Genomic DNA, 24647 nt, shown 5'->3' with positions numbered 1-24647 from the left:
TAGCAGGACTGTTACAACCCAAGTGCGCCGAACCCTGCTTTCCAAAAAAACTGACACCCTAAGCCATCTAAGTAATTGTAGGTTTGTAAACCATTTACTTTACACTTACCCTGATCCCGGCCGAATGCGTCGTAAACTCTGGCGCATACATGCTTTGCAAACTGGTAATCCCATTCGAAAAATTGCCGGCATGCGTAACCCTTAACGGATATTCGAACACATAAGTTCCTTTTGGCATGTAACTGATAAAGAAATTGGTTGAAGCATCTTTAGTGCTTTCATAATAACCCAAACCATCCTGATATTTATATTGGGAGATCACATTTACGGGCTCGAAACCCGATGAACGCATATCTTTCAAATGGATGTATTCCATATCCCGATCACAGTAAATTTCTATGCGCACTTTCAGCAAATCACCTGGTGCCAAAACGTTGCTGGTGGTAAGCGCCGTAAGCACATCACCTTTATCGCTGGCTTTCTGAATAAATAATTGTTTTTTAATTTTGACCCCGGTATTGGCCGATGTGATTTTATCCAATTGCTCAAAATATTGCCAGTATAAGGCACCCCAGGCTATGGTTTGGTTATTATTTTTAACCTCTACCTGTCCCATCTCAGGTTTAACATTAGCGCCCGAAATGCTTACTTTCTGATAACCGGTTCCGGCCTCTTTTGTAGCATTGGGTTGCTGCAGCTCCACTAATTTCTGACCACCAATGGTAATTTCTGGTTCATTATTTTCGGTTAACAAATCGGTACCTTTCATTAATAAAGCATAACAGGCCGCAACAGTAGCTTTGGTCGTTTTCCAATCGTTGGTTTGTTTATTTTTAAGCAACCAGATTTTCATTTCTTCTACCGCTTTGGTATCATTGGCTACCTCATCAAAAGCCTCTATCACCGAAGCCTGTGTTTCAATCGGACTTTGGTACCACCACCAACCAGCTTTATTGGTAGCCCAGTACATGCCTATTTCATCATTTTGTTGTGCGGTTTGACTTAACAGGTTGATGATCTTTTTTGCCTCCACATTATTGCCGTTTCTACTTAAAACCAAAGCTGCTTGCGCCAGTTGGTAAGTATCAAAGGTTTTCCATTCGGCAACTAATTTTTTGAGGTAAAAATCTTTGGCCTTCACAAAATCGGCACTGGTATTTTTTTGATCGGTATAACTTCTGGCGAATAAGTAATGTAGCGGCAAATAAGCAAAATGTTTTCCTTTCACTTCATTTTTATAATCTTGTACCAATGCTGCATCAAGATAAATAATGGCTTTATTAAGCATGGCATTAAAATTTGGATAAGCTTTTTCGTCGATCAGTTTTAGCTTTTTTAACTGGCCCATGCCCAAAACAATGTGTTGAGTAATATAACGATCTTCCTGCATTCCATTAAACCATGGGAAAGCACCGTTATTAAACTGCATTTTTTCTAACTTTTCGAAATTGTTTTTCAACTCATAAGTCATTCTGTTTAAATCGAAAAGTGTAGCCAAACGTTTTTTACGTTCGCTTTCATTATTTGCATTGCGCACCCAGGGCGTTTCTTCTAACAAAATCGATTTCAATTCCTGGTTTTTCTCCAGATTCGATAACAATGCTTCGCCATTATTGGTATTTTTCCATTGTTCAAAAACCTTTTTAATTTTTGGCGAGGAGTTAATGATCCCTGTCGCAAAACTATTGGCATAAAAGCGGCTAAAAGTTTGCTCCGCACACTCGTACGGATATTCCATCAAGTAAGGTAAGGCCTGCACCGCATACCAAACCGGATTGGAGGTAAACTCGAAAGTTAAACTTTGGTTGCGTAAAGTTTTTGAAGCGCCTGATTTCTCGAGTTTCTCAAAATCAAAAGTTTTGGTGATGTTGCCACGCACATTTATCGGCATACTTTCGGTAACCAACATGGCATTTGCCAAAACCGGAATGGTATTTTCTTCGCCATCGCTAAATTTGCCACTTTGGGCCAAAACTTTATAGGTAATGGCACTAATTCCTGATGGGATAATTAATGCCCATTTTAAAACAGTATTGCCTGCATCATCCACTTCAAAAGTTTTTTCCGACTTTTCATTTGCCTCAAAAATTTGGACCGGTTTTCCCGTTAAGGCATCGGTAAGTCCTAAACTGGCATTGCCAACCAGTTTTTTACCAGCAAGGTTATTCAGCTTGGCACTTAATAAAATCGTATCTCCTTCTCTGAAAAAGCGTGGGGCATTTATGGCTATGGCCAATTGTTTCTGGGTAACCAATTCATTAGTAATAGATGCCGTTTTTAAATCTTTGGTATGTGCAAAACCCATCATTTTATAGCGGGTTAAACTTTGGGGGATGGTAAATTCGATCTTGATTTCGCCCTTTGCATCAGTTAACAACTGCGGATAGAAAAATGCAAGTTCATTAAAGTTGGTTCGCGCTGTGATATTTGTTTTTTTGATAACAGGCTTACCGTTTATAATCTCTAAACCTGTTTTAGGATCGTAACTGTTAATGCTTACGAAATCATATGTCCCAGTATCATCTACCGCAACGGCTTCTTCTTTTAGCTTTTCAACGGCTGGGGCCGCGACACTTAATCCGGCAGCCCTCCCCTGCAAAGTTGACATCCCTCTAATCTGAACAACCGAACCAGTCATATTTTGCTTTTTTTGTGCTCCGTATCCAGTAACTACTACCTCTCTTAAAACCGTACCGTCTTCTTTCAGCGTTGCATCAACACGCTTTTTACTGCCTATTTTTATAGCATAGTTTTTATAGCCGATATAAGAAAAATGAAGTGTTTCCCCAGCTTTGCCATCGATGGTATAAATACCAAAAACATTGGTGGTGGTTACCTTTTTACCTATACTAACCTGTACGCCCGGGAGTATTTCGCCCTGATGATCAAACACCACCCCATAAATTAATTTACCATGTTCTAACTCCGCGAGTTTTTTTACCGCTTCCGGAGATAAGCCTTTTCGTTTAGCTCTTTGTAAATTGCTAATGTAGTTCCGGTAACCCGAGTTGTATCCACCATAATAGTTATAACCAAACAGATTAAGGTTTTCGTAGCCCCGGGTAATCACGCCATAATCGCTACCCCGTCTTAAAAACCAGAGGTAACCTGGGTTAGCCACATTATTTACATTAAAATTCCAGTTATAAAGACCATAATTAAAACTGTTTTGCAGATTCGTGTTCCAGTCCATTTGCTTAAGATCGTCTAAACTTGCATCGTAGAGTGTGGCCACCATTTCGGCCATTTGTTTTTCTCCGTTGCTATTGCTGATCTGCAATTTCCAGCTTTCCTTTTCACCTGGCTGTAATTTATTACGAAAGGTTAAAAAGCGGATGTTCAGTTCTTTCTGCGGATCAACAATTTTAACCTGCTGCATGGAGTTGTAGACAGTACCCTGATGTACCATGGTAAACTGCACGGCAAAACCATCCTCGTAATTGGCTTTTGGTTGAATTTTAACAATGGTCTGTTTCGGCGATAAATTGATCCACACTTTTTCGGCTATGCTATCGCGATAGTAAACTTCGTAATAAGCCTTGCTGTTCTCTGCCAAACCTGCCAAACGGAATACAGCGCTTTCGTTTGGTTTGATCACCGTAACTTCTGGTGTAATCCATTCGATGTTTGATTGTATTACTGCTGGCGCTTCATGATAAATCACCAGGTATTTATCCAGTTTAACCGTATCACTTTGTCCATTTACAGCCGTTAAGCTGATTTTATAATAACCTGGCTTCAGGTCTTTCTTGCTGAAAGTTAAATTTCCAAGGCCATTTTTGGCACTCAGGTTCTGTTTAAATTCAACAGATTTTACCGGCCATTTGGCTACTTCAAGTTCATTATCATAATCGTCATGAGGAAAGTTTTTGATAAAATCTTCCTTACTCATGGCATAGTTTTCAGCATAAAACGGGCTTTTGTTCATCAACCTGGATGGCGCTTGCAATAAACTCCATTCTGCTTTGACATCGGCTTTAATGGGTTCATGATTTAAATTGGTAACCGAAAATGAGATGCTATCTGCTTTGTTGCTCAAATACACCACTTGTTCGGTACTGATGTTAAGCATAATGTCTTTCTTCCCTACAGTTAGGTTGATCGTTTTCGAGCGGGTTTCTCCATTCAAATCCGTGACATCGGCCACAATTTCGTAGCTATAATTCGCATTGATATCGGTAGCGCTTGCAAAAAAAGTAATCTCAAATTTACCATCTGCTTTAGTATTCGTTTTACCAATAGCTACCTGTTTTCTTGGAGCATTCATCCCAGAACCATAAATTGCGTTCCGTTGCCCATAGCTAAGCCTGTAATCATATATCAGGTTCCTAAAAACTTTATAATTTACCTTAGCGTTACTTACAGAATAGCCCGAAAAAGAACTGGCCTTAGCGGATACTTTAATGCTATCATTCAGTTTATAATGTTTATTGGGTTTATCAAAAACCACTTCGAAAGTAGGCCGTTTATATTCTTCAACCTGTATAGCAATACGCCCATATTCTGTTTCAATTTCCATCTGACCGTTTAATATACCCATTGGAATGGCAAAAGAGCCTTGAAATGTACCGTAATCATTACTCACCAACTTCGTTTTGGTAATCTCTTTTCCATTGGCATCATTAAAGGAAATATCAACGGCCTTATTTACGGCAATTTTATTTTTTCCGTTCAGGATATTCAGACATAAACCTTTATAATAAATGGTTTGCCCAGGGCGGTAGATGGGCCTGTCGGCAAAAAGAATTACCCGTTCCTCTTCCTCATCTTTGTCATCCTGGTAGCTATTATAATTGTTGATGTTTAATTTTAATTCGTCTTTTCCGAATGTAACTACTGCCTGAGACATATTACTGTCCGTTTCAGGTGTACTGGCATAACCTTTATCATTGGTTATAATCAAAACACCATTAACAAACTTTCGGGTACTGTAATCATATCTGCGTTGTTGAATTTTAACATTTTTTAAAGGTGCACCGTTATTCAACTGGCTCACAAAATATTCGTGTTTTGCAATATTGCGCCTATTGATTACCGCCATTGCCGTAACCTTAAAATTAATATTGCTATAAATGGTATCGGTCTGTTCCCGGTTAATGGTCTGTGCAATCAAAGTATAACTTCCAAAAGGCAATCCCTCCATTTTATCTATCAAACTGTGGGTTTGATAATCGTTGGTTTTGGGAACAGCAATGACCCACTGTTTAGTTGCCTTATTCTTTCTTAAAAAAGCTAAAAAATCGGCCCTGTTATTAAATTGTTCATATTCATTTTTAAAGTCGGGCGCATGGTACAGACTCAACTGTACGGTATCGGTATTTTTGTAAGATAGATATAATTGGCTAGGTTGATCGGGCAGTCCAAATTCTTTTACTTTGACCAAAAAACTACTACTTTTTATCTCTTCAATTAAATGCCTGGCATTCTTTGCTCCAATGCTTTTCGGAAAATTTTTTATTGCTTTTTCGGCCAAAGCAACTGCCTTGATCAGGTTTTGTTTATTGGAATCAACAGGCAATTGTGCATTTTTATGTATAACGGCCTGTTCGTACAAAATATCAGCAAAAACTTCGCTTTGTGTACTTTCTTCAGCCAACTGGCTCAAAGCGTTATAATATAATTCCTGACTGTCGCCGGTAAAATGCTGTTGTATAAACTTTAACCGTTTTAAATCTACATCTGCCAGTGCCGAAGAATTGCCGCCGTTCTGATGGAATCTGATCAGATTTTGAAACAGCTGCAGCGCCTGCGTTTTAAATGAAGTACTGTCGATAGGTACTGGAATATTTAAAAATGTCTTCCTGTCTCCAAACCAATTAACATTGCTCATATCAGTTAATTGATCATCATATTGGGTAAGGCCTATCTGTGTATTACTAAAAACATCGATGGCGCGGTGAGCCAGCAGATCGTATAATGTAGGCCTAAAACTTCTGTATGTTTTATCTCCAGCCAAAACTGCATCTAAAGTGTCTACTTTTATCTGTTGTAAAATTTGATGCTCTTTTAATGATAACAAGTAATATTTTACGGTTTCATCATTTAGTTTTTTGATGCTCCAGGTTTTAATATTATCTCCAATATCGCCTTGTACCTGCGTACCTTGGTTAATCTGCCAGCGGTTCTGTTGCAGGTAATTCCAATAAGTCTCAGCTAAAAGTGACTGTAAAATGCTTTTCTCAGGCTGTTTGGCAGTATTAATATCTTCGCGTAAATCGACCAAAATCTGATCAAAGGCATTTTCTTCCAGGTAACTTTGAAACATCATGCGGTAAATAACCGATTTAACGAACAAAGGTAAATTATGGGTTTGACGGGCCTGCTTATTTATTTTTTTAATCAAAGCAAGCGCATCTTTTGGTTTGGCCTGGTTGGCAATTGAATCCGCCTTATAGAAATCTGCCAGCGTATATTTATGCTGCGCAGCAACATCGAAGGAAAACAAAAAGGTAAAAAGAAGTAAAGCGGAGATACGTAATGATATATTCATAAGATGAATTGTATTTTAATATAGATGGGCAAAACTCAAAAATTCCATAACCTGTTAAAATTTTATCTGATTATGATGCTAATCTAACGATAACCAGATTAAATGTTGCAAGCCACAAACATTAACGTTTTTAACATTCAAAGCATAACATTATCTTTGCGCCATGTCAACACAATTAAAAAATCTATCTGATTTCTCTCACACTACAGTTCCTAGCGGTGCAAACTATAAATTCGGGATTATTGTAGCCGAGTGGAATGCCGAAATTACCGGTGCATTATACAATGGTGCATTAAAAACCCTGTTAGCCAATGGCGTTGCCGAAGAAAATATAATTTCCTTACCCGTGCCGGGAAGTTTCGAATTAACAGGTGGTGCAGAAATTTTATTGAGCAAAAGAAGTGATATAGATGCCGTAATCTGCTTAGGTTGCGTAATTCAGGGCGACACGAAACATTTCGATTTTATTTGTGATGCGGTAGCGCAGGGAATAACCAATGTTGGCATCAAATACAGCAAACCGGTTATCTTCGGGGTTTTAACTACCAATAACCTCGAGCAGGCCCAAGACCGTGCAGGTGGAAAACATGGTAATAAAGGTGATGAAGCTGCAATTACAGCAATTAAAATGGCTGATTTTTCTGCTCAAATTTAAACTTGCAGTTTAATAATTATTTGTAACTTAGCGGTTTAAATTCACCGGACCAGTGAAATATCATGGCTATTTCATGATCGCTTCATTACCATTCAAACAAATTTAAACAAATGAAAAAAGTAGCCATTTTATTATTGGCGGTGTTTTGCACCATTACCATTTTAGAATCTTGTTCTTCTAAACTTTGCCCGGCTTACGGATCTTATCCTGAAGGAAGACACAGAAGAAACTAAGCTACCTCATTTTTCATTTTCAGGTCATTTGCAGAACTTTATTTAACTGCAATTGTTACTCTGTAAATAATATCATAAATATCATGACTTGGGTTAACTTAACTTCAGTAGAACAGCTTGACGACATCAAGAATGCAAGCGGTTTTAGTCTTATTTTTAAACACAGCACGCGTTGTTCAATTAGTTTAATGGCTAAAAGGAATTTCGAATTTGATTGGGATGTTATTCCGGCAGAAACAAAACTTTACTTTTTGGATTTAATCAGCTATCGTGATATTTCTAATCAGATTGCAGAAGTATTTCAGGTAGCACACCAATCACCTCAGATTTTGTTGATTAAAAATGGAGATTGTATATTAGAAGCATCACATAGTGATATTTCTGCCGAAGAGGTTGCAGAAGTGATTGCAGCTTAACGATAAAAAAATTCAGACGAAGGGGTATCCAAACAATTGGATACCCTTTTTTCGTGTTTTTTTTTAGAAAAGCAATGTCCGGTATGTTATCGGTTGCGGTAGTCCTGCTGTACACTGTACCTTTTTGGCTACCCTTCGACTCCGCTCAGGGTGACAGCCAAAAGCTGCCGTTCCCATCAGGTTTATTACCTTAAGGCCTGTGTAAAGCAAACATCAAACGTTCCTATGGAACGAAAAACGCCTATTCGTTTATATTACCCATGAGACGTCCCGATGGGACGTATAACAATATACATAACGTTACCAGCACCGTCCCCAGAGGGACGTATCATGGGGAGCACAAATAATGTTTTTATTATCTGTGTCGTTCCGTAGGAAGGTTTCGTGAAACCACAATTGATTATTGATCAGATTCCGGCCTTTGGTGACACAGGCCAAGGATGCCATAAAAAAAGGTCCCGATTTACATCGTGACCTTATAAAATTCATATTTGCTATAGCCTAAGCTACTACCGTATTTTCTATTTTCAACACCTTTGATGTTCTTGTCCTGGTTTCTTTGCACAATTCAGGATCCTGCGCAAGTGATTTTCCATAAGTAGGAATCATTTCCTTAATTTTTGCCTGCCATTCATCAGTCGCTAAATCATCATTAAAACAACGGTTTAACAGATCAAGCATGATAGAAACTGCTGTTGAAGCTCCGGGAGATGCACCCAACAAGGCTGCAATAGAACCATCAGCAGCACTTACCACCTCAGTACCAAACTCTAAAATACCGCCTTGTTTCTCATCCTTTTTAATCACCTGAACGCGCTGGCCGGCATATTCCAACTCCCAATCTTTTAATTCGGCAGTTGGTAAATATTCTTTCAGTGCCTCCAATCTATCTTCTGGCGACTGCCTAACCTGCTCAATTAAATATTTTGTTAAATCGAGGTTATGTAAGCCTGCCGAAATCATCGGGCGGATGTTATTAAATTTTATCGATTTTGGTAAATCCAGAAACGATCCATTTTTAAGAAATTTAGTAGAAAAACCTGCATAAGGCCCAAACAATAATGCCTGCTTACCATTAATCATGCGGGTATCCAGGTGTGGTACCGACATAGGTGGCGCGCCAACAGCAGCTTTACCGTAAACTTTAGCGTGGTGTTTTTTAATAATTTCCTCGTTGGTACATTTTAACCATTGTCCGCTAACCGGGAAACCGCCAAAACCTTTTCCTTCAGGAATATCAGATTTTTCTAACAATGGCAATGAACCACCACCTGCACCGATAAATACAAATTTGGCTACACGTTTGCGTTTGTCTCCACTTTCCAGATCTTTAACCTTTACACTCCAGTTGCCATCTTTATTCTTTTTAAGATCGCGAATCTCGTGGTTAAAATACATGCTCACATTGCTTTGCTCCTTTAAGTTGTTAAACATGTCGCGGGTTAAGGTTCCGAAGTTAACATCGGTTCCCAGATCCATCTTGGTTGCTGCAACTTTTTCGTTTTTCTTGCGGCCATCCATAATCAATGGGGCCCAGTTTTTTACCTGTTCTGCATCCTCGGTATATTGCATGTCGCTAAACAGATCGCATTGAGTTAATGCATCGTAGCGTTTTTTAAGGTATTCTACATTCTTTTTACCCCAAACAAAACTCATGTGAGGAATGTTGCGGATAAAATTACCAGGATCAGAAACTAATCCCTTGTTCACCAGATATGACCAAAATTGTTTAGAAACCTCGAAATGTTCTGCAATTTGAACCGCCTTTTTTATTTCGATAGTGCCATCTTTCTTTTCTGGCGTATAGTTTAATTCGCAAAAAGCAGAATGTCCTGTTCCAGCATTATTCCATGCATCAGAACTTTCGGCTGCCGCAATATCTAAACGTTCGTAAATTTCTATGCTTAAATTCGGCTCTAATTGTTTTAATAAAACGCCAAGGGTCGCACTCATGATGCCAGCCCCTATTAAAATTACATCCACGTCAGTTTTACCAACTGTCTTTTTCTTTTTTGTCATCTTAGTTTAAAGGAGTTACAAATTTAGAATGATTTTAAACATAGCACGAATTTTAAGTCATTAAATCTTAAAAAATTGCCTAAAAATTAGAAATATTTTCTGTTTTCAAACAAGTTATAATCAAATTTTAATCCAAAAAATAGTTTGAGTAAATACAGACAAAAAATTACCTTAATTCACGATGAAGAGCTTATTGTTAACTTACTAATTCCTTCACCTATTTCTTTATAAATTTTGTGATTTCATCTTCGAATGATCAAAAAAATTCAAATTTCTACAATAAGTTCTATCTTTCAGAAGACAAAACAAGACAGAAATCAGAATACATGCTTTTTTCTTTCTAAAAATGTTAGTTTTATATCTCTAATCTGTTTAAAACATCACATGAAGAATTTAGTTTTATTTTGTACCATACTATTTTTAGCTTCCTGCTCTAGCGAAAAAACAGATCAAGTCCTCCTCGAGCTGGACAAAAAGCGATTATCAGAAAACATTAATTACGACAAAATCACTTTCTATAAGTTCGCTAAAATAGCTGTACGCGCTACTGCAGTTCAAGATACCACCCAACCTGAATACCAAAAATTTAGCAAGCAAGCACAAAGTGTTGTTAAAACCTTAAATGCGGTGAACGGAAAAGGCAACGAAACTATTTCAGTAATAGATGCCTTAAGGATATATAAAGAATATCGATCGGTTAAACAATTTGTAAAAGAAACGGATGAGGATGTTTTCCCTTTGCTTACCGTTGGTCTTATCACAATGAAGACGGGCGTAAAAACACCGCAACCCTTTTTTAAGAATATAGATAAAGCATATTATCAAAATATAGAACATGCTATTTTGAGTATGGCTGTACTGGCCACCAGGGATTTGGGACAGCCTTTTGCCCTATATGAATGCGCTAAAACGCAACCTGAATTGCTGGATGATTGCGAAGTTAAAACACTTTTAGAATTCGTACGCGGTTTCCTGTTTTTCAGTAACAATCTATTTTATTTATCTGAAGATGGCCTTTCAAGGAACATTAAGTGGCTGGATAAAAATGAGAATATTCCGCTACCTTATACAAAGTCGTTCTTTGGCTGGAGCCGTTTAAATGATACGCAAACCCACGTTGCTTTCCATAGCATGAATTATCTTTTCAGAGGCTTTGACCGAATGAGGATGGAGCGAAAAATTGACGAAGAAAGATCGCTGGAAGATTTTGAAGCTTTTTTAAACGATATGAATAAACTAGGTATCCAAAACGAACTGGTTTGGGGAATAACGGCTTATTTGAATCTAAAAAAAGAGAGACCCGAGAAATCACTTCCGGCATTGGAAAAATTGAGCAAAAGCCCTTTATTTTCTAACACTGAGCGCGAAGCCATACAACAAACGATGGTTTATGTAAGAGACCGCAAATCTGATCAGGCTTTAACCAATGTGTATGATAAAGCATTTATTGGTAAAATCGCAACAAAATACATGGTTGCGGTGCTTTCGAAAATAGACTGGGAGAAACTGATGAAACAGCAGGGTGTTCCTTATACCGAAGAAGTATTTGCCGGCATAGGGAAGTTTAAAGCACTTTCCAATTCGGTAAGCCAATATACTCAGCCATCAACGATAGAAAAAGGTAAGAAAGAAATTGGCAAGAAAGGCAGCGAATTGCTCGAAAAAACCAAAGGATTATGGAATTAATTTTTAATCACAGATGAAAAGGACGTACACCTGCCAGTCCGTTAATACTGTGATAAATTCGGTCGTCATCTCGACTGAAGCACAGCGAAATGCCCGCCTGTGCGGGCGGGGAGAGATCTTTTAACATAGTTAAAAGATTTCTCCTCAGCGGTCGAAATGACGTTCCACTTCAATCTGTCATTGCAACTTTAATGTTTTTATAACAAAACAGCCCTGAATACATCCTAAAATATTGATCAATTTACCAAAGGAAAAGCCCTGCAATGTTTATTACAGGGCTAATTTAACTACGATTATCACTTTTTAAGCTTCGCTTTAAATATTTTTTCCAGCTTGTCTATTTTGGGCTGGATGACTAACCTGCAATAAGGTTCGCTTCCATTTTTATTGAAATAGTTCTGATGGTAATTCTCAGCCACGTAAAAAGGTTTGGCAGCTTCAATAGCGGTGACCACTTTCTTGCCGTAGGCATTGGTTTTATTCAATTCTGCTTTATATTTTTCTGCCAAGGCTTTTTGCTCAGCCGTGTGATAAAAAACCACCGAGCGGTATTGCGTGCCACTATCAGCGCCCTGACGATTTAGTGTAGTCGGATCATGGCTTTTCCAAAAAACTTCCAATAAGTCATCGTAAGAAATCACCATCGGGTTATAGGTAATCTCTAAAACCTCAGCATGGCCGGTAGCCCCCGTACATACTTCTTCATAAGTTGGATTGCTTAATTTACCGCCTTCGTAACCAGATTTAACTGAAATTACACCCTTTAATCTTTGAAATATGGCCTCAGTACACCAAAAACAGCCCATACCGAAAGTTGCCTTCTCTGTCTTTTTCCCTTGTGCGTTGGCCTGGTTTAAAGCCAATACGGCAAGTAGGATCAAAATTATTCTTCTCATTTGTGTGTTTTTATTTATTAGTCGGAAATAATTCCCAAACCTTACAGATATATTGAATTATTTATATCTAATTATACGCAAAAAAACAGGCAGTAGTTTGCATCAAACCAATAATGGGTTTTATATGACAATCGCAACAATTTGTCGGTTTCGCTGTTCATGTTAATAACTTAAAGAACTGGTTAACAAATTTTTAAATCGCTAATCCATCAGTCAAACGAACTTATTAACAATTCTTTTTAAATTCGTATAACATTAAATATAAAATTATGTCTACACCGTATATTCCTTGTTTAGATTTGGGTTCCTACATCAACGGTTCTGAAGAAGAGCGCAAAAAGTTCTCTGATGAACTGGGCAGGGCTTTTAACGATTCGGGTTTTGTTACCATTACCAACCATGGTTTAAGCCAAGAATTAATTGATAAGCTTTATGAAAATATTAAAGCTGCTTTTTCACTACCTGTTGAAATCAAAAGGAAATATGAAAAACCCGAGTTAGCTGGTCAACGTGGTTATACCAGTGCAGGTAAAGAAACAGCAAAAGGGGCTAAAACTCCGGATTTGAAAGAATTCTGGCAAATTGGCCAGGAAGTTACTGATGGCGACCCGGTTAAAAATGAATATCCTGACAACGAAATTTTAGCAGAATTACCTGAATTTAACAAAGTAACTGGTGATATTTATAAAAAACTGGAAGAAAACGGAACGCATTTATTGCGTGCCATTGCTACCTATTTAGCATTACCGATCAATTATTTTGATAAACACGTTCATAACGGAAATTCTATTTTAAGGGGTATCCACTATTTCCCGATCGAAAACCCTGAGACTATTCCTGATGATGCGGTACGTGCAGGTGCGCATGAAGACATCAACCTGATTACCTTATTAATTGGTGCTAGTGCCGATGGTCTTGAAGTGTTAACCCGCAGCAATGAATGGTTGCCAATTAAAGCGCACCATACTGATATTGTGGTAAATGTTGGCGATATGCTGCAGCGTTTAACCAATAACAAATTAAAATCGACGACGCACAGGGTGGTAAACCCGCCACGTGAGTTGATGAAAACATCGCGCTTCTCGGTTCCATTTTTCTTGCATCCACGCAGCGATATGGATTTAACCAGTTTACCATCAACCATTGATGCAGAACACCCTAAAGCCTACAGCGATATGACAGCTGGCGAATATCTGGATGAAAGATTAAGGGAAATTGGTTTGAAGAAATAGTTGGGAGTTTGGAGTTGTAAGTTTAGAGTCTCCTTCCAACCGTAAATAAAAAAAATTAAGCATCGGCCAAAACCGGTGCTTTTTTGTTATTTTCAAAACATGCATTCAATAACTTTAGAAGTTTTCGCCGAGATTGATGGGATTGGTTCTGCCTCAGGCTTGTTCCTTCAGGAAGATTTATTGTATATCATTGGCGATAATAGTGGCTATTTGAACGAATATAACATCAAAACCAGGAAGCTGCGGAAAATTCAGATCTTATTTGATAGATCACTTAATCAGTTAGAAAATATACCTAAATCCTTAAAACCCGATTTTGAAATCCTTTGTCATAATAACAATAAGCTTTACATTTTAGGTTCAGGCTCAACACCCAAAAGAAACCTGATGATCGAATTCGATCTGAAAACACAAAAGTTTGTTCAAAAAGACCTGACCAGTACCTACGCCAAACTTAAAGCTATTGCCAAAATAGATGATCAAAACTTTAACCTCGAAGGAGCAATTTTTACGGGAACTGAGTGGATGCTTTTTAACCGTGGCAACGGAATAGAAGCACAGAACGGCATATTCAAAACCCAGGGAGCAGATTTAGCTAAAATTCCACAAACTCAGTTTAACTATTTTAAGCTTCCAAATATTAATCACGTGGAATCGTCTTTTACCGATGCTGCATTAGTAAAAAATGAAATATTTTTCATTGCTACCGCAGAAGATAGCCAATCGACTTATGCCGATGGCGAAATTATGGGAAGTTTTATTGGCAGTATTAACCTGCAGACTTTGAAGCTAACTTTCAGCAATAAAATCTCTGGCAAACATAAATTTGAAGGTATTACTTTATTTAGTCAAACTGAACATAATACAACTTTTTTATTGTGTGAAGATCGTGATAACGAAGAACTTAGAACGTCAATATACAGACTGGTGATCAATTTTTAGCTAAAAGAATTGTCAACTTTCTAGCTAGGTGGCTATTAAAGTTGACAACTCTGAATGATGTAAACCAAGGTTTTATTTCTTCGACTCGTCTATAGCCTTATTTACCACATCCTGAATCCTTCCCCTGATTTTCAGATTGGATAGTTTATCGGTAACGCTAGGATTAACACGGTTTGAAAGAAACACGTAAACCAAACCCCTTGATGGGTCAACCCAAACGCAGGTTCCGGTATAACCGGTATGTCCGTAAGTTTGCGGCGAAGCCAAATTAGAAGGGTAATGTTTGGTACTATCCGGATCCCAGCGATCGAAACCCAAACCCCTGCGACTTACATTTGACTGTTTCGAGGTAAACATATCTACTGTTGAGTTTTTGAAATACTCCATTCCACCATAGGCACCACGATTCAACAACATCTGGTAAATAATGGCCAGATCGTTAGCGCTGGCAAACAAACCCGCGTGACCTGAAACACCACCAGCCAAAGCTGCCCCCTGATCGTGAACATAACCAACCAACAATGTCTTCCTGAAATAGGTGTCCATTTCTGTTGGTATAATCTGCTCCGGTTTAAAACGGTTGCGCGGCAAAAAACCTGCTGTTTGCATGCCTAATGGTTTGTAAAAGTTTTCGTAGGCATATTGATTTAAAGGCTCTTCACTAATATGCTCTACAATATCTTTCATTACATACATGCTGATATCGCTATACACATATTTACCACGTGTTCTTATTGGCGAATTAAGCATCTTAGGCCACATAAAATCTTTAAAAAAGCCTTTTTTGATATAATAATTATCAGCCACTTTGGTTGGGAAGGCTGCAGATGAATCTCTGCTATAATCTCCGGCTTTTACATAATCATGAAAAGGAATGTAAGGGATAAAACCTGCCTGGTGCAACATTACTTCTCGCACCTGAATATTGTTCATAGGTGTAGTACGTGCCTTTGGGATGTAAGCGCCGATATTGGTATCCAGTTTCAGTTTTCCCTCTTCAAACAAACGCATTACCGCTGGTGTAGTTGCCGTTATTTTGGTTACTGAAGCGATATCAAAAATGTCGGTTACTTTATCTGGCATATTGGTATCATAAGTATGGGTACCATAAGCCTTATTAAAGATCACTTTTCCATCTTTTGCAACTAAAACCACCAGCCCTGGGGTAGCTCTCTGTGCTATTGCTTCGGCAGCAATGGCATCAATTTCTTTTAAGTTATTAGCATTTACACCTGCATCTTCAGGCACGGTATATTTTAAGCGTGTAACTGTTGTAGTAAAACCAGCACCTGCGGTATAATGGGCAGAATATGCCGTGGTTAACTTATTTGAAGCAGCCATACCTCCAAAAATATATTGTGGTACGATGGCCGCAGCATCAGCGTTGTTTTGGTTAGTCCATATAATTGGTGATTTTAACAGATCGAATGATTTTAAACCAGGTCCGTTACCAAAAAATGAAATGATCACCTGTTTATTTTTACTGATACTATTAATGAAATTGATATAGCTGGCCTTAGTAACATTTTGATCATCAATAGCGATTAAAATGGTATTGAAATATTTAAGATCGTCTTCCAAATCATTCAAATTCAGGTTGTCTTTATAAGAACTGGCAGCAAATGATGTTATTTTATCGTATTTATTAGCCAAACTATCAAACACGGTGCTGTAGGCAAAACCAAGACTAACCGAAGCGATGTTTTTCTTTTCCAATGATTTTAGGGGAATAATCCCCTCCTGATTGTTTAACAATACTGTTGTGTTAGCAATTGCATTTGCAATAGCCAATTTTTTCTCATTCGCTGTATGATCCTGTGCACAAGCCATTAAACATAAAACATTGCAGCAAAATGCTACAGCTACAATACACAATCTATTTCGCTTCATATACTTTTTCTCCGTTCAGGTAGGTTTTTAAAACTTTGGTTTTTAATATGTTTTGTGGTGTTGATTTCAAAATATCGTGATCGAGCATAACAAAATCGGCTAACTTACCTTTCTCCAAACTACCTTTTTCGTGTTCTTCAAAATTGGCTTTTGCTGCCCATATCGTCATTCCGCGCAAAGCTTCCTTGGGTGTAAACGCATTTTCTAACTGAAAACCCCCTTTTGGAAAACCTTTTGCATCTGCCCTCACCGTTGCTGCATAAAACGTTAATAATGGATTAATGTTTTCTACAGGGAAATCAGTACCTAAGGGAATCCAACCATTTTGCTTTAACAATTGTTTGTAAGCATAAGCACCTTTCAATCTATCGGCACCCAAACGTTGTTCAGCCCAATACATATCAGAAGTAGCATGTGTAGGCTGAACGGAAGGAATAATACTGGTTTTGCCGAACAGGTCAAAATCTTTTGCATTAACAACCTGAGCATGTTCAATACGCCAGCGTTGGTCGTTTTTACCCTTTAATATTTTATTGTAGATATTAAGGATTACCCGATTCGCAGAATCTCCAATGGCATGGGTACACATCTGGAAATGATTGGCAGCAATTTTTGTGGCCACTTCTTCAAAATGCTTCCTATTGCTTAACAGAAAACCGGTTTTATTGGGCATATCGCTGTACGGATGCAGCAAGCAAGCACCGCGCGAACCTAAAGCACCATCGGCATAAACCTTAAATGCCCGGACATTTAACCGATCTGTTTTAATCGGTCCGCGGTTAAATAAATATGTATAATTATCAGGCTCATCCGAAAGCATAACATATAACCTCATTTTCAGCTTGTTCTGTTTCTGCAGTTTTTCGATGAATTCTACCGCAAGGTAACTCAGACCGCAATCATCAATGGTGGTTAAACCAGCAGCAAAACAGTTTTTTTGTGCATCTAAAAATATTTTTTCGGCCAACTTAGCATCTGGTGATGGGATTTTACGTTCTACTAAGGCCACAGCATTATCGATTAACACACCGGTGAGTTTTCCATTTTGAGTAAGCATATCGCCACCCGCCAATTTTTGTTCGCTTTTAATACCCGCATCATCTAATGCCTTCTGGTTAGCGATAGCGGCATGCCCGTCAATCCGGTTTAAAAACACCGGTCGGCCCGGAAAAAGTGCCGTTAACTTTTCGTTTGTTGGGAAAGCTTTATCCTGCCAATCGTTTTGATCCCACCCATTGCCAATTAACCAGCCGTCAGGATGCGTTTTGGCAAACTCCGTTAAACGGGCAAGCACTTCATCCCACGACTTTGTTTCCCGCAGATCGGCTGTTTGCAAACTTTGCCCATAACCGTAAAAATGTGCATGTGCATCTATAAAACCTGGATATACAGCTTTTCCATTGGCATTAACTTCTTCTTTGGCAGTATATTTACCCTTTACCTCGTCACTTTTACCCAGCGCGAGGATTTTTCCATTTTTTACCGCAAAAGCTTCAACGGTATCAAACTTACTGTTAACCGTATAAACTTTCGCGTTGTAAACAATTACATCAACTGCTTCTTTTTTGGAGCAGGAAGTAAAGAGTAAAGTAAGCAAAAGGCTGTATAGGATGGGTTTCATATCGATAAAGATAGAAATTTGAAAGCATTTGGATTTGTAAATTCGGTTTTACAGGAAGGATTTGTACTGTATTGCCGCTAAGACTAGCGACAAGTAGTTTTTTTTTGCCACAGATGCACACAGATAAACACGGATTTTTATCATACGTTGCAGTCTGTGTCTCCTAGCCACTTTCCTTTCACTTAGCGTTGCCTCCAAGACTAGCAACAATTATTTTTTGCCACGGAAATACAGAAGCACGGAAAATATAGCTTGAGTTGATTAAATACCAGTAAGTAAGCAGAAATTTCTTCACCAGGTTAAGAATGGCAGGCCCATGTAAAATAAACCTGATGGGAACGGCATCCCGATTTTTTCTATCGGGATATAGTGTACAGCAGGGCTACCGGAACCGACTGATGCAGGACCCTGCTTTTCAAAAAAACCGAGACAGGAAAAACAAATTGTTCCTTACAAGATTCTTTACTACGTTTAGAATGACAGATAGCAATTAATTCTATTACCTACAGTCATTTACATGTTGAGTTTTAAACAAATCGGGTTCTTTAAGCTTATTTTGCATAATTTAGCAAATTCACTTTGCCATATTACATGACTGATATTATTCACTTATTGCCCGATGCTGTTGCCAATCAGATTGCTGCCGGAGAGGTTGTTCAACGACCTGCTTCTGCTGTAAAAGAATTGCTCGAAAATTCGATAGATGCTGGTGCAGACAAAATTCAACTGGTAATAAAAGATGCTGGCAAGGCACTGATTCAGATTATTGATAATGGCTGTGGAATGAGCGTTACCGATGCGAGGATGTGTTTTGAACGCCATGCTACATCTAAAGTAAAAAAAGCTGAAGATTTATTCGCCATCCGCACCATGGGTTTCCGCGGTGAAGCCATGGCTTCTATTGCGGCCATTGCACAGGTAGAAATGAAAACCCGCAGGCACGAAGATGAAATAGGTACGTGTATTTCTATTGAAGGCGCACAGGTAACCAATCAGGAACCGGTAGCTACCTCTCCCGGCACGCAGATTTCAATTAAAAACCTTTTTTTTAACACGCCCGCCAGAAGGAACTTTCTTAAAAGTAATCCGGTAGAAATGCGTCATATCCTGGACGAATTCCAGCGTGTAGCGTTGGCACATCCAGGTGTTTTTTTTAGCCTCCATCATGATGGGGTTGAAATTTTCAACCTTCCAAAAGGCAATTTAAAACAGCGTATCGTGCATCTTTTTGGCAATAACTATAACGAACGTTTGGTTCCTGTTGAAGAAGAAACCACGATCATCAACCTGAAAGGATATATCGGAAAACCTGCTTTTGCAAAAAAAACCAGGGGCGAACAGTTCTTTTTTGTGAATAACCGTTTCATTAAAGATCCTTATTTAAACCACGCGGTGAGCTCTGCTTTTGAAGAGTTATTGCCTGATGACAGCTACCCATTATATGTGTTATTCATTGAGATCGATCCGTCGAAAATCGATGTAAACGTCCACCCTACTAAAACAGAGATTAAATATCTCGATGAAAAGTCGATTTACGCAATCATGAGATCGGCAGTAAAACGTTCCATTGGTCGGTATAATATTTCACCAACTTTAGATTTTGATCAGGAAACTGGTTTCAGCAATATGATTACGCATAAAGCAGTTGAAGATATTGTACCACCCAGCATTAATTTCAATCCCGATTTTAATCCGTTTGCCAGCGATAGCAGCTCTACCTCTGGTTACGCAACATCGCCAAGAAATTACGATGCAAAACCGAGTGCCAAAAATTGGGGTTCTCTTTACGATATCACCGAACAACCTGTTGTAGAGCAAACGTCTATTTATGCTGATGAGACTGTTCTGGAAACCAAACAGAAGCAATATATGCAGTTGCATAACCGTTACATTGTTTCGCAGATCAAGTCGGGTTTGATGGTTATTGATCAGCAAATGGCACATGAGCGGATCCTTTATGAGCGTTTTCTCGTACATCTGGATGACCGCAAGGGCGCATCGCAGCAAAGTTTATTTCCGCAAACCATTATACTTAATGCGAATGATTTTGAACTGGCCAAAAGTTTATTGGACGATATAAAAAGTCTGGGCTTTGATGTACGCGAATTTGGAAAAAACACGTTGGTAGTAGAAGGTGTACCAGTTGATCTGGGCAGCAGCAATATTAATGAAACGCAGTTATTTGAACAGTTGATTGAAGGCTTTAAAAACTCACAACAAGAATTAAAACTGAGTAAACGCGATAGCTTAGCGAGAAGCCTGGCTAAAAATAGTGCAATAAAAGCAGGAACAAGCCTTGGTCAGGAGGAAATGAACACCTTGATTGATGAGCTTTTTGCCTGTAAAACACCTAATTTTAGCGTGAGTGGCAAACCGATTATCCAAACCATTACCCTGGCAGAGCTGGATAAGAAGTTTGAGAAATAGGTTTAGGGTTTAGGGTTTAGGGTTTAGGGTTTAGGGTTTAGGGTTTAGGGTTTAGGAAAAACAATTGAAGATTAAACTTTGCCGCTTAAAAACAAGAAAAAAATTAAATGAATAACATATATATTCCACCGGTAGTAAAAAACCTACTGATTATTAACGTTTTATTTTTCGTAGCCAGTTACCTGCTCACAACGCTTCACCTGGATGATCGGTTAGCGGTATATTATTTCGATTCTCCTAAATTTCAGATATGGCAGCCCATTAGCTATATGTTTATGCATGGTGGCATAGCTCACATCTTTTTTAACATGTTTGCTTTGTATTCTTTTGGAAGCATTCTCGAATCAAGATGGGGCGGCAAAAAGTTTATCATTTTTTATTTTATTACTGGCTTGGGTGCACTGGCATTACAGTGGGCCGTGCAGGCTTATGAGGTACACCAAATTATAGGTAGCGCCACCAATAATGGAAAGATAAACCTTAACGCATTATTTCAAGGGGAGTTTAATACTTCGCAACTTTCCATGGCGCAGGCAGTTACCCTTAGAAGTATCTATTTTGGCGGCATGGTTGGTGCTTCGGGTGCTATTTTTGGCTTACTGGTTGCCTTTGGTATGCTTTATCCAAATGCCGAATTACTTATTATGTTTATTCCGGTTCCGGTAAAAGCTAAATATATTATACCCATTTATATTTTAGTAGAGTTATCTTTGGGTGTTGCCCAGTTTGAAGGCGATTCTATCGCTCATTACGCGCACCTGGGTGGAGCCTTAATCGGCTTTATACTGGTTAAAATATGGAAAGATAAAAACGATACATTTTATACCCTCTATGAATAATACTTTCAAAGATTTAAAATATAAGGTTTTTCAATCGGGCAACCCACTGTTCTTTTACATAGGGGTTAATGTAATCTTGTTTTTGGTTACAGCTATTATTGGCCTGATTATATTTTTTGGCCGCATTCCAATCGATGCTAATTTATGGATCAGAGAATATGTAGGCTTACCTGCTGCCATTTCGAAATTTCCCGAACGTTTTTATACCCTGTTCACTTATATGTTTTTTCATGACGGGATACTCCACGTTCTGTTCAACATGCTGGGCTTATTTTGGTTCGGCAACATATTTATGAATTTCTTAAAAAGCAGGCAGTTTCATTTTGTATACCTCGCGGGCGGCTTGTTTGGTGGCTTATTTGCCCTTGCTGCATTAAATATATTCCCAGTTTATGCTGATGGATTAACTGGCGTAACCATCATTGGCTCATCAGCCTCCGTAATGGCCATTATTTTCGCTGCTGCAACGCTGGTACCTAATTACAGCATCATGCTGCTTTTCTTTGGCGAGGTTAAAATTAAATGGATTGCCATTGTATATTTCATTCTGGACTTCATTGCTATCGGTTCCATAAATGCCGGCGGAAGTTTAGCACATATTGGTGGTGCACTTTTAGGCTTCACCTTCATTAAAAGTTTGCAAAACGGAAGAGATTGGAGCAAAGTTTTTGAACGCAAGCCGAAACTAAAGGTAGTTCGGAATGAAAAACCTGTTAAAAAACCTGAATTCAAAGGTGGTGTCTCGCAACAGGAGATAGATACCATTTTAGATAAAATATCAACTTCTGGCTACGATAAATTAACAGCCGTAGAAAAAGAAAAACTATTTAAGGCAAGTAAAGATTAATGGCCACGAAAAAGAAGAAATACAATTTCATAGATAAACTCCTCTTGCCTGTTGCCGTTCTATTGGCAATTGCTTTGCTTTTAGGCGTGCTGGCCGGAAATATGGATCCAAGAAAACACGCCATTATTGCCTTTTTCGGACTGGCCTATCCCTTTGTCCTGTTCGCTAATATTATTTTCCTGGTTTGGTGGTTCTTAAGCAAAAAATGGATTTTCGCCGTCGCTACCATTTTGGTTATCGCATTTGGTGCTAAAACTTTAAAAGCAACCTTTGCCATAGGTGGCGATGAAGGCGGTACCGAGAAGGCTGATCATAGCATCAGAATGATGACCTACAATGTACACAGTTTTAAATTATATGGCGAAGACAATACCGAATCGGTAAAAGAAAAGATGCTCCAGGTAGTGAAAGACCAAAATCCGGATATTATCTGTTTTCAGGAATTTTTTACCCGCTACAAAGGTGCATTTGATACGGTTGATAGCTTAAAGGCACTGCTCAACACCAAATATTACTACTTTGTACCCACCAATAAAAACGATTACGAAGCCACGGGCTTAGCTATATTTTCCAAATTTCCCATTGAAAATTCTGGTAAAATCCCTTTTGTTGAGGGTTATCCCGGCAACATGAGTATTTACGCTGATTTAAATATTAAAGGGAAAACGCTGAGGGTTTATAATGTGCATTTTCAATCTATTTCTTTCGAAAAACAGGATTATGAATACCTGGATAAGGTTAAGGAAATGAATACCCAACTACAACCATCAAAACGGATTTTAAGAATGCTGAAAAGTGCCTTTTTTAAACGTAGCGGTCAGGTAGATATTATGAAAAAGGAAATGGCCACGTGTAAAACACCTTATCTTATTGCAGGCGATTTTAACGATACACCAGCATCTTACGTGGTTACCCAAATTACAGCTGGATTAAACAATAGTTTTATTAAAAAGGGCAACGGCTTTGGTAAAACCTATAATGGCAAATTTCCTAATTTTCAGATTGATTATATTGCCACGTCCAAAGAACTCGAGGTATTGAATTACAAAATTACCCAGGCCAAATTATCTGATCATTTTCCGGTAAGGAGTGATTTGAAGTTTATTCCCTAAGGCTTAATTACGATCTTATGGTGCGTAAAGGCACAAACCATGGCGATGGAAAAAATCACGCTTTCGATTGTAGTGTAGTGATTTTTCATTTGGAGCGCAATACCTGTGCAAAACAATAAGTTTCTTCCCGTTTTCCGCTTTTACGCTTCGCTTCCTCGTACCTCGTTGCAGGGTAACACTTCAACCGTCCGCCTGCAACGGGCAGGGGGCTATGTGGGCCAAACAGCATTCCATTTTTTGCGGTTTCAGGGTGCAGAACCCCTGTGCATAAACCCGATTGAGCGGAATAGCCCGCAGCGCAACGAGGACTATAAGCGAAAGCGGGGCTGAAAACCGCCAAGAACCACAAGCCATTCATTTCCAAATTCTATTTCGGTCGGCGAGACAACAACCGATAGGATAAAAGCTTAATACAATTTTATGGTGCGTGAGGACACGAACCATGGCGATGGAAAAAATCAAGCTTTCGATCTTCAACCGGGGCTAGGTGGACGCAGTTGCATCAATTTTGGGCTGGCAGGGTGCAGAACCCCTGTGCATAAACCTGATTGAGCGGAATAGCCCGCAGCGCAGCGAGGACTATAAGTGAAAGCAGGGCTGAAAACCGCCAAGAACCACATGCCATTCATTTCCTAATTCTATTTCGGTAGGCGAGACACCAACCGATAGGATAAAAGCTTAATACGATCTTATGGTGCGTGAGGACACGAACCATGGCGATGGAAAAAATCAAGCTTTCGATCTTCAACAGGGGCTAGGTGGACGCAGTTGCATTAATTTTTGAGCTGGCAGGGTGCAGAACCCCTGTGCATAAACCTGATTGAGCGGAATAGCCCGCAGCGTAGCGAGGACTATAAGCGAAAGCGGGGCTGAAAACCGCCAAGAACCACAAGCCATTCATTTCCTAATTCTATTTCGGTCGGCGAGACAACAACCGATGGGATAAAAGCTTAATACAATTTTATGGTGCGTGAGGACACGAACCATGGCAATGGATTGAGCGGAATAGCCCGCAGCGTAGCGGGACTATAAGCGAAAGCAGGGCTGAAAACCGCCAAGAACCACAAGCCAATCATTTCCTAATTCTATTTCGGTCGGTGAGACACTAACTGATAGGATAAATAAATTGTCCAACTGAAGATCCTGAAACAAGTTCACTGTTGTCCGGTTAAAATTTACAAAGGAAGAAAATACTTTGTTTTTAGGCTAATTGGGTTAGATTATGTTTTAAAATCAATTTCCAAGGCCCCTCTTTTTAGACCGCTGTTATCTCTCCGTCCGATATTTAGCTTTTCAGGGTTGTTGAGAAACTGATATAGACTGATGTAACTCATGATATGCA

The 24647-nt window shown here is 38.9% G+C and carries 15 protein-coding genes; 10 read left to right on the top strand and 5 right to left on the bottom strand.

All coding sequences use genetic code 11. The annotated features are described in order from the left end of the window. Positions 1 to 94: 94 nt before the first annotated feature. Positions 95 to 6490, bottom strand: coding sequence for an alpha-2-macroglobulin family protein (locus BLR60_RS14400; protein ID WP_090501045.1), 6396 nt, complete (start codon positions 6488 to 6490; stop codon positions 95 to 97). A 163-nt stretch (positions 6491 to 6653) separates the two neighbouring features. Here BLR60_RS14400 and ribH point away from each other — a divergent pair, with 163 nt between their 5' ends. The 3 genes from ribH to ytxJ all read left to right on the top strand — a co-directional run bounded on the left by ribH (position 6654) and on the right by ytxJ (position 7794). Then, a complete protein-coding gene (gene ribH, locus BLR60_RS14395; RefSeq protein ID WP_090501043.1) occupies positions 6654 to 7145 on the top strand; it encodes a 6,7-dimethyl-8-ribityllumazine synthase in 492 nt (163 codons plus the stop codon). Between the two features lie 110 nt (positions 7146 to 7255). Then, entirely contained in the window at positions 7256 to 7378 is a 123-nt protein-coding gene (locus BLR60_RS25330) for a hypothetical protein (protein WP_262502295.1), read from the top strand. Between the two features lie 83 nt (positions 7379 to 7461). Further along, entirely contained in the window at positions 7462 to 7794 is a 333-nt protein-coding gene (ytxJ, locus tag BLR60_RS14390; RefSeq protein WP_090501041.1) for a bacillithiol system redox-active protein YtxJ, read from the top strand. A 501-nt stretch (positions 7795 to 8295) separates the two neighbouring features. Here the strand turns inward: ytxJ and BLR60_RS14385 are convergent. Continuing rightward, positions 8296 to 9813 (bottom strand): malate:quinone oxidoreductase, encoded by a 1518-nt coding sequence (locus BLR60_RS14385; protein ID WP_090501039.1) that lies wholly within the window; start codon positions 9811 to 9813, stop codon positions 8296 to 8298. 384 nt (positions 9814 to 10197) lie between these two features. On the opposite strand from BLR60_RS14385, the gene BLR60_RS14380 reads away from it, so the two are divergent. Beyond that, on the top strand, positions 10198 to 11499 hold the full coding sequence (locus BLR60_RS14380; protein WP_090501037.1) for a hypothetical protein: 1302 nt from the start codon (positions 10198 to 10200) through the stop codon (positions 11497 to 11499). A 296-nt stretch (positions 11500 to 11795) separates the two neighbouring features. Here the strand turns inward: BLR60_RS14380 and msrA are convergent, their stop codons facing one another. After that, positions 11796 to 12395, bottom strand: a complete 600-nt coding sequence (gene msrA, locus BLR60_RS14375) for a peptide-methionine (S)-S-oxide reductase MsrA (RefSeq protein ID WP_090501035.1) — start codon at positions 12393 to 12395, stop codon at positions 11796 to 11798. A gap of 269 nt (positions 12396 to 12664) precedes the next feature. Here msrA and BLR60_RS14370 point away from each other — a divergent pair, with 269 nt between their 5' ends. Both BLR60_RS14370 and BLR60_RS14365 read left to right on the top strand, forming a co-directional pair. Beyond that, positions 12665 to 13627, top strand: a complete 963-nt coding sequence (locus BLR60_RS14370) for an isopenicillin N synthase family dioxygenase (protein ID WP_090501033.1) — start codon at positions 12665 to 12667, stop codon at positions 13625 to 13627. A 99-nt stretch (positions 13628 to 13726) separates the two neighbouring features. After that, positions 13727 to 14569, top strand: a complete 843-nt coding sequence (locus BLR60_RS14365; protein ID WP_090501031.1) for a DUF6929 family protein — start codon at positions 13727 to 13729, stop codon at positions 14567 to 14569. 72 nt (positions 14570 to 14641) lie between these two features. On the opposite strand, the gene BLR60_RS14360 is transcribed toward BLR60_RS14365, so the two are convergent. Together BLR60_RS14360 and BLR60_RS14355 are read right to left on the bottom strand one after the other, a co-directional pair. Further along, entirely contained in the window at positions 14642 to 16459 is a 1818-nt protein-coding gene (locus BLR60_RS14360; protein WP_090501028.1) for a serine hydrolase domain-containing protein, read from the bottom strand. Beyond that, positions 16446 to 18080: an amidohydrolase gene (locus BLR60_RS14355; protein WP_090501026.1), complete on the bottom strand. Its 1635-nt coding sequence runs from the start codon at positions 18078 to 18080 to the stop codon at positions 16446 to 16448. The genes BLR60_RS14360 and BLR60_RS14355 overlap by 14 nt, the downstream gene beginning before the upstream one ends. 591 nt (positions 18081 to 18671) lie before the next feature. Between BLR60_RS14355 and mutL the strand changes: the two genes are divergently transcribed. The 4 genes from mutL (at position 18672) to BLR60_RS14335 (ending at position 23305) form a co-directional block, all read left to right on the top strand. Then, positions 18672 to 20507: a DNA mismatch repair endonuclease MutL gene (gene mutL, locus BLR60_RS14350; RefSeq protein ID WP_090501025.1), complete on the top strand. Its 1836-nt coding sequence runs from the start codon at positions 18672 to 18674 to the stop codon at positions 20505 to 20507. Positions 20508 to 20614: 107 nt separating this feature from the next. Then, a complete protein-coding gene (locus BLR60_RS14345) occupies positions 20615 to 21346 on the top strand; it encodes a rhomboid family intramembrane serine protease (protein WP_090501023.1) in 732 nt (243 codons plus the stop codon). Further along, on the top strand, positions 21339 to 22193 hold the full coding sequence (locus BLR60_RS14340; protein WP_090501021.1) for a rhomboid family intramembrane serine protease: 855 nt from the start codon (positions 21339 to 21341) through the stop codon (positions 22191 to 22193). Before BLR60_RS14345 ends, BLR60_RS14340 begins: the two co-directional genes overlap by 8 nt. Continuing rightward, entirely contained in the window at positions 22193 to 23305 is a 1113-nt protein-coding gene (locus tag BLR60_RS14335) for an endonuclease/exonuclease/phosphatase family protein (RefSeq protein WP_090501019.1), read from the top strand. Before BLR60_RS14340 ends, BLR60_RS14335 begins: the two co-directional genes overlap by 1 nt. Positions 23306 to 24647 lie beyond the last annotated feature (1342 nt).

Source organism: Pedobacter terrae (genome assembly GCF_900100705.1).
GTDB classification, from domain to species: domain Bacteria; phylum Bacteroidota; class Bacteroidia; order Sphingobacteriales; family Sphingobacteriaceae; genus Pedobacter; species Pedobacter terrae.
The sequence above is the reverse complement of the archived record's forward strand: the minus strand, read 5'-3'. Positions and strand labels throughout refer to the sequence as shown.